This is a genomic window from Streptomyces siamensis (assembly GCF_039543605.1).
In the GTDB taxonomy this organism is placed as follows: domain Bacteria; phylum Actinomycetota; class Actinomycetes; order Streptomycetales; family Streptomycetaceae; genus Streptomyces; species Streptomyces siamensis.
This window is the reverse complement of record NZ_BAABKB010000019.1, coordinates 108,213-114,756: the sequence shown is the minus strand read 5'-3', so window position 1 is coordinate 114,756 and position 6,544 is coordinate 108,213. Positions and strand designations below refer to the sequence as shown.

Genomic DNA, 6,544 nt, shown 5'->3' with positions numbered 1-6,544 from the left:
CGGCCGGGCGGGGAAGCCCGCCCGGCACCCGGGGGCGGGCCCGTTCAGGCCGGCACCGGCGTCGCGGGGCCGCTCCGGCGGCCTCAGCCCCGGCGGCGGCGGGCCAGGACCACCACGCCGGCACCCGTGGCGAGGAGCGCCGCCGCCCCGGCGGCGATGTACGGGGTCGTCGAACTGCCCCCGGTCTCCGCGAGGTTCGCCTCCGCGGGCGCGCCCTGCGGCTTCACGTCGGCCACCGGGTCACCGGGCTCGGCCGGCGCCGACGGGGCCTCGCAGGTCGCGCCCGCGAGGGTCACGGTGCCCTCGACCTCGGCCACGTTCAGCTTCAACGGGTTGATGGAGACCTTGAGTTCGAGGGCGGAGGCGGCGGCCGTACGGGTCGTCGTCCGGGTCCTGGACAGGTCGAGGCGGACCTCGCCGACGCCGGGCACCTCGACCTCCGTCGGCCCGCCCGCCGAGAGCGTCACCTTCTTGCCGAGCACGGTGACCGATCCGAGCAGGTTCGCGGTGGCGACGGGCTTCTTCCCCGCCTCGCACGTCGCTTTCGACGTCACCTGCTCGACCTCGATGACCGAGAGCAGGGGCAGTCCGGGGACATGGACCGCCGCGTGCGCGAGGGTGGTGGAGCCCTCGGCCTTGTCCGCCGACACGGTGGCCTCGGCGGTGGCGACCTCGGCGCGCAGCACGCTGAACGGGCGTCCTCCGTCGACCCCGTCCAACTGGGCGGTGAGCGCAGTCTTCTGCGCGCTCTGCGGTGCCTGCACCTCGTTGAGGGAGACCGCGAGCGGGACGTTCACGGTCTTGTCGAGCAGGGAGACGTCGAGTCCGGTGCGGAGCACGACGGCGCTCGCGCGACCGTGGTCGGTGGTCGCGTGGGCGGTGCCCGCGCCGGCCAGCGCCGCGGGACCGGCGGCGAGGGCGGTGGCGGCCGCGGTGGCGGCGAGACGGCGTGCGGGCAGACGCAAGCTGTTGGTGTTCACGGGTGGGACCCCCATGGGAGAAAAGCTCGGGACCCGGAAAGAATTGCGCACTGAGAGTGAACAGTCAGCGACCTTCTGCCACTTCACTCCAACGTGGGAATTCCGCGAACGCATTCGATTCTCCCGGCACGCTTGTTCCCCACCGTCACCCGCACCACCCCGCAGAGGCGAAAGCGCCGGTCGGGGCGCCGGAGCGCGCGCAGGGGTGCACAACGAGCGGCCCCGCCCGCTCGTCACCGTCAGTCAACGGACGGAGTCCTGCCGACGGGCACGGCCCGGCCGGCCCGGGTCGACGGACGGGCGCCGGTCCACACGGTCGCAGGCGGGCGCCGGTCGAGCCGTCCGAGCCGTCCGAGCCGGTCGAGCCGGTCGAGCGGAGTTGGCCCGAGGGCGCCGCGTCAGCCGACGACCTGCCCGTTGAGGACCACCCGCCGCGGAGCGGCGAGGACCCGGACGTCCTCGCGCGGGTCGCCCTCGTAGACCACGAGGTCCGCGGGCGCTCCCTCGTCGAGGCCGGGCCGCCCGAGCCAGCGCCGGGCGCCCCACGTGGTGGCGGAGAGGGCCTCGACGGGCGGGATGCCCGCGGTGACGAGTTCGGCGACCTCCGCCGCGACGAGCCCGTGCGCGAGGGTGCCGCCCGCGTCGGTGCCCACGTACACGGGGATTCCGGCGTCGTAGGCGGCGCGCACGGTGTCGTGGCGCCGTGCGTGCAGCTGTCGCATGTGGGCCGCCCAGCGCGGGTACTTGGCCTCGCCGCCGGCCGCCAGGCGCGGGAAAATGGCGATGTTCACGAGGGTCGGGACGATGGCGACGCCGCGCTCGGCGAACAGCGGGACGGTGTCCTCGGTCAGCCCGGTCGCGTGCTCGACGCAGTCGATGCCCGCCTCGACGAGGTCCCGGAGCGAGTCCTCCGCGAAGCAGTGTGCGGTGACCCGCGCGCCCAGCCGGTGCGCCTCCGCGATCGCGGCCTCGACGGCGTCGCGCGGCCAGCAGGCGCTCAGGTCGCCGGTGTCCCGGTCGATCCAGTCCCCCACCAGCTTGACCCAGCCGTCGCCGCGCCGGGCCTCCCGGGCGACGTACGCGACGAGGTCCTCGGGTTCGATCTCGTGGGCGTAGTTGCGGATGTAGCGGCGGGTGCGGGCGATGTGACGGCCCGCGCGGATGATCTTCGGGAGGTCCTCGCGGTCGTCGATCCAGCGGGTGTCGGACGGCGAGCCCGCGTCCCGGATGAGGAGGGTGCCGGCCTCACGGTCGGTGAGTGCCTGCTTCTCGGCGACGTCCGGCTCGACGGGTCCATGGGCGTCGAGCCCGACGTGGCAGTGCGCGTCCACCAGGCCGGGCAGCGCCCAGCCCTCGACGGTGCGGACGTCACGGGCTCCCGCCGGGCGCTCGTACGTGACCCTCCCGCCGACGACCCAGAGGTCGTCCCGGACGTCGTCGGGCCCGACGAGCACCCGCCCCTTCACGTGCAGCACCGCGCGATCGCTCATGCACCGCACCTTAGTTCGTGCCGTACGGGCGGGCGCTACGAGCCCTTTTCGGCCGCGTCCGGCGCCTCCTCCTCGACGTCCGCCATCGCGGGGTCGAGGAGCCGGGACAGGAAGTGGCGGGTGCGTTCGTGGCTCGGCGCACCGATGACCTGGGCCGGGGTGCCGTCCTCGACGATCACGCCGCCGTCCATGAACACGACCCGGTCGGCCACCTCGCGGGCGAACGTCATCTCGTGGGTGACGACCATCATGGTCATGCCCTCGTCGGCGAGCATCCGCATGACGGCGAGCACGTCGCCGACGAGCTCGGGGTCGAGTGCCGAGGTCGGCTCGTCGAAGAGCATCACCTCGGGGCCCATGGCGAGCGCGCGGGCGATGGCCACGCGCTGCTGCTGGCCGCCGGACAGCGAGGAGGGGTAGGCGTCCGCCTTCTCGGCCAGGCCCACGCGGTCCAGGTTGGCCGCCGCGATCCGGGCGGCCTCGGCCTTGTCCCGCTTCAGCACGCGCCGCTGGGGCAGCGTGAGGTTCTCGGTCACCGAGAGGTGCGGGAAGAGGTTGAACTGCTGGAAGACCATGCCGATGCGGCGGCGTACGGCGTCGATGTCGACATCGGGGTCGGTGACCTCGGTGCCGCCGACGAAGACCTGGCCCTTGGTGGGCTCCTCCAGCAGGTTGACGCAGCGCAGCAGCGTCGACTTGCCGGAGCCGGACGGGCCGATCACACAGACGACCTCGCCCTGCCGGATCTCCAGGTCGATGCCGCGCAGCACCTCGTTGTCGCCGAAGGACTTGTGCAGGTCGCGGACCTGGATCTCCGGAGTACCGCTTGCACTCATCGGGTGGCCTCCCCCGCCTTGGCCTCAAGACGTCGTACGACGAATCCGAGCGGCACGGTGACCAGCAGGTAGCACAGGCCCGCCACCAGGATCGGTGTGGAGTTGGCGGTCTGGCTGGCCAGGTCGCGCCCGAACTTGGTGAGTTCGCGCTCCTCCAGCGTGACGCCGAGGAACAGCACCAGGGAGGAGTCCTTGAACAGCAGGACCAGTTCGTTGGTGAGCGGCGGGATCACGATGCGGAACGCCTGCGGGACGACGATCGAGACCATGGCCCGCGCGTGCGAGAAGCCGAGTGAACGGGCCGCTTCCATCTGTCCCTTGGGGACCGCCTGGATGCCGGCGCGGATCGTCTCGGCCATGTACGCGGCCGAGACCAGGCCGAGCGCGAGGGCGACCTTGCCGTAGGTGCCGCCGGGGATCTCCGTGCCCGGGAAGGCCAGCGGCACCGCGACGCCGACGAAGACGAAGATCAGCAGGGCGGGCAGGCCGCGGAAGATCTCGATGTAGATGCCGGCGAGCCAGCGGTAGGGGCCCACCGGGGAGAGCCGCATCAGAGCGATGATCATGCCCAGCACGAGACCGAACACGAAGCCGGACATCGTGTAGAGCACGGTGTTCTTCAGCGCCAGCGTGATGACGTCCGGGAACATCTGCTGGACGAGGTCCCACTGGGCGAACTGGTTCTTCAGGCGTGCCCAGTCCGCCGTGGCCGCGAGGACGGCCACGGCGGCGATGAAGACGGCGTACTGGACGCCGCGCGACAGCGCGCGCTTCTGCCGTCGGGTCAGGCCGGACCTGCGGGACTGGACCTGTGTGTCGGCACCGCTCATGAGGCGGACGGGGAGGCGGTGGCCGCGGACGCGTCGTACGGGCCGATCCACTTCTCGTACAGCTTCTTGTACGTGCCGTCGGCCTTCGCGTCCTTGATCGCCTTGTTGATGGCGTCGACGAGCTCGGTGTTGCCCTTCTTCACCGTGAAGCCGTACTGCTCACCGGTGTTCAGGTTGTCGACGACCTTGAAGGCGTCGGCGTTGGCCTTGTCCTTCAGCCAGCCCTGCACGACCGGGTAGTCGATGACGACGGCCTGGACCTGGCCGGTGCGCAGGCCGTTGATGACGGCGTCGGAGGACTCGAAGGAGACCGGGTCGAAGCCCTGCTTCTTCGCGTACTCCTCGCCGGTGGTCTGCGCCTGGGCGCCGAGCTTCTTGCCCTTGGCCTTCACGTCGGCGAGCGAGTCGATGCCGCTCTTCTTGTCGACGAGGACGGCCTGGGTGGCGTCGAAGTACGGGTCGGAGAAGTCGACGTTCTTCTTGCGCTCCTCGGTGATCGTCATGCCGGCCGCCGCGAGGTCGCACTGGCCGGAGTTGAGGAACGCGCCCGTCTTGAAGTTCTCGAAGGGGGTGTCGACGATGGTCTGCTTCACGCCCAGGTCCTTGGCGACCAGGTCGATGAGAGAGACGTCGAAGCCCTGCACCTTGCCGTCGATCTCCGACTGGAACGGCGGGTACGGGAGGTGGGTGCAGGTCGTGAGCTTGCCCGCCTTGACCACGGGGACGCCCTTGGCGGTGCCGCCGTCGTTGCCGTCCGAGGAACAACCGGCCACGAGCAGCAGCCCGGCCGTGGCGGTGGTGGCGGCCAGAATGCGCGTCCGGCGTCCGAGGACCGAGTTCACGGGGGACCTCCTGTGGGGGAACTGTGGGTTCCGATTATAAGGAAAGGTTTGGGTTGCTCAAATCAATCCGATGGTCACGCGGCCGTCCGGCCTCGGATCCCGCGCTCGTGGAGGGCCATCCGGCCTCGGTTCCCGCCCCCGCGGAGGGCCGCCGGGCCTCCGGTCCCGCGTCCGGCGCAGGCGGCGACGGGCGGTCCGGCCGTCGGGGAGACCTCCGGTTACGCTCACGGACGAGTCCCCCCGCGCACCCGCACGGGAGGCACGCACCCGCGTACCGGACCCGTGAGCGAAGAGAGCACCGCCGTGACCCACCCCTTCCTGGACCTGGCGCCGCTGAGCGCCGCGCACTTCGCCTCGATCGAGGACCGCGTGGCCGGGCTGCTCTCCACCGCGCAGGACGTCGTGATCATGCAGGGCGAGGCGCTGCTCCCGCTGGAGGGGGCCATCCGCGCGACCGCCGGTCCCGGCACGACCGCGCTCAACGTGATCACCGGCCCGTACGGGCAGACCTTCGGCGACTGGCTGCGGGACTGCGGCGCGAGGGTGATCGACCTGGCGGTGCCCTTCCACACGGCGGTCACCGCCGAGCAGATCCGCGAGGCCTTCGCCGAGCACCCGTCGATCGACTTCGTCTCGCTCGTGCACGCGGAGGCGGCCACCGGCAACACCAACCCCGTCGCGGAGATCGGAGAGGTCGTCCGGGAGCACGGCGCACTGTTCTATCTGGACGCGGTCGCGTCGATCGGCGCCGAGCCGGTGCTGCCGGACACCTGGGGCGTCGACCTGTGCGTGATCGGGGCGCAGAAGGCGATGGGCGGCCCCGCGGGTGTGTCGGCGGTCTCGGTGAGCGAGCGGGCGTGGGCCCGGATGGCCGCCAACCCGGCGGCGCCGCGCCGGTCGTACCTGTCGCTGCTGGACTGGAAGCAGCGGTGGGTCGACGGCGGCCGCAAGGCGCTGCTGCACGCGCCGGCGCAGTTGGAGATGCTGGCGCTGGAGGCCTGTGTCGAGCGCATCGAGAGCGAGGGACTGGGCGCGGTGATGGACCGCCACGCCTCGGCCGCGGCGGCGACCCGGGCCGGGGCGCTCGCCCTGGGCGGCGGCCTCGAGCCGTACGTGTACGCGGCCTCCGACGCGGCGCCGGTCGCCACCACGCTGCGGGTGCCCGCCGGGGCCGACGCGTCCGCGCTGGTCGCGAAGGCGCTGGCCGCCGACCCGGTGCTGCCGCTGGTCGCGGGCGGCGGCGCGCTCGCCAAGGAGATGATCCGGGTGAACCACTACGGGCCCGACGCGACGCGGGGCGTCGTCCACTCCAGCCTCGCGGGACTGGGGGCCGCGCTGGCCGAGTCCGGCTTCCCGGTGGATCTCGAGGCGGCACGCCGGGCCGTGGCGCAGGCCTGGGACTGAGCTCCCGCCGGTTCCCCGGCGTCCGGCGGAGCACCTCCGCCGGACGCCGTCCCGCCCGGAGCGACCCGCGGTTCTCCGGGACGGCTCCGGGAACGAATCGGACGGAACGCTCTCCGAAAAGAATTTCAGGGCCACTCCGTCCGCTTATCCATATATTAATCA

At 72.1% G+C, this 6,544-nt stretch carries 6 protein-coding genes; 1 reads left to right on the top strand and 5 read right to left on the bottom strand.

The genetic code is table 11. The annotated features are described in order from the left end of the window. Positions 1–83: 83 nt before the first annotated feature. The 5 genes from ABEB03_RS24450 to ABEB03_RS24430 form a co-directional block, all read right to left on the bottom strand. On the bottom strand, positions 84–980 hold the full coding sequence (locus tag ABEB03_RS24450; protein ID WP_345653298.1) for an SCO1860 family LAETG-anchored protein: 897 nt from the start codon (positions 978–980) through the stop codon (positions 84–86). A gap of 398 nt (positions 981–1,378) precedes the next feature. After that, on the bottom strand, positions 1,379–2,470 hold the full coding sequence (locus ABEB03_RS24445; protein WP_345653295.1) for an amidohydrolase family protein: 1,092 nt from the start codon (positions 2,468–2,470) through the stop codon (positions 1,379–1,381). 35 nt (positions 2,471–2,505) lie between these two features. Further along, positions 2,506–3,306 (bottom strand): amino acid ABC transporter ATP-binding protein, encoded by an 801-nt coding sequence (locus ABEB03_RS24440; RefSeq protein WP_345653292.1) that lies wholly within the window; start codon positions 3,304–3,306, stop codon positions 2,506–2,508. Further along, positions 3,303–4,136 carry an amino acid ABC transporter permease gene (locus ABEB03_RS24435; protein ID WP_345653289.1) on the bottom strand — a complete coding sequence of 278 codons (834 nt, stop codon included), beginning with the start codon at positions 4,134–4,136 and terminating at the stop codon, positions 3,303–3,305. The genes ABEB03_RS24440 and ABEB03_RS24435 overlap by 4 nt, the downstream gene beginning before the upstream one ends. Further along, on the bottom strand, positions 4,133–4,978 hold the full coding sequence (locus ABEB03_RS24430) for a transporter substrate-binding domain-containing protein (protein WP_345653286.1): 846 nt from the start codon (positions 4,976–4,978) through the stop codon (positions 4,133–4,135). The genes ABEB03_RS24435 and ABEB03_RS24430 overlap by 4 nt, the downstream gene beginning before the upstream one ends. A gap of 303 nt (positions 4,979–5,281) precedes the next feature. Here ABEB03_RS24430 and ABEB03_RS24425 point away from each other — a divergent pair, with 303 nt between their 5' ends. Further along, complete coding sequence (locus ABEB03_RS24425) at positions 5,282–6,382, top strand: pyridoxal-phosphate-dependent aminotransferase family protein (RefSeq protein ID WP_345653310.1); 1,101 nt, start codon at positions 5,282–5,284, stop codon at positions 6,380–6,382. Positions 6,383–6,544: the final 162 nt, after the last annotated feature.

What these genes read in the sequence shown, in the direction of transcription:
- ABEB03_RS24445 (WP_345653295.1), bottom strand. Translation starts at nt 2,470, where the DNA reads ATGAGCGATCGCGCGGTGCTGCACGTGAAGGGGCGGGTGCTCGTCGGG.
- ABEB03_RS24440 (WP_345653292.1), bottom strand. Translation starts at nt 3,306, where the DNA reads ATGAGTGCAAGCGGTACTCCGGAGATCCAGGTCCGCGACCTGCACAAG.
- ABEB03_RS24435 (WP_345653289.1), bottom strand. Translation starts at nt 4,136, where the DNA reads ATGAGCGGTGCCGACACACAGGTCCAGTCCCGCAGGTCCGGCCTGACC.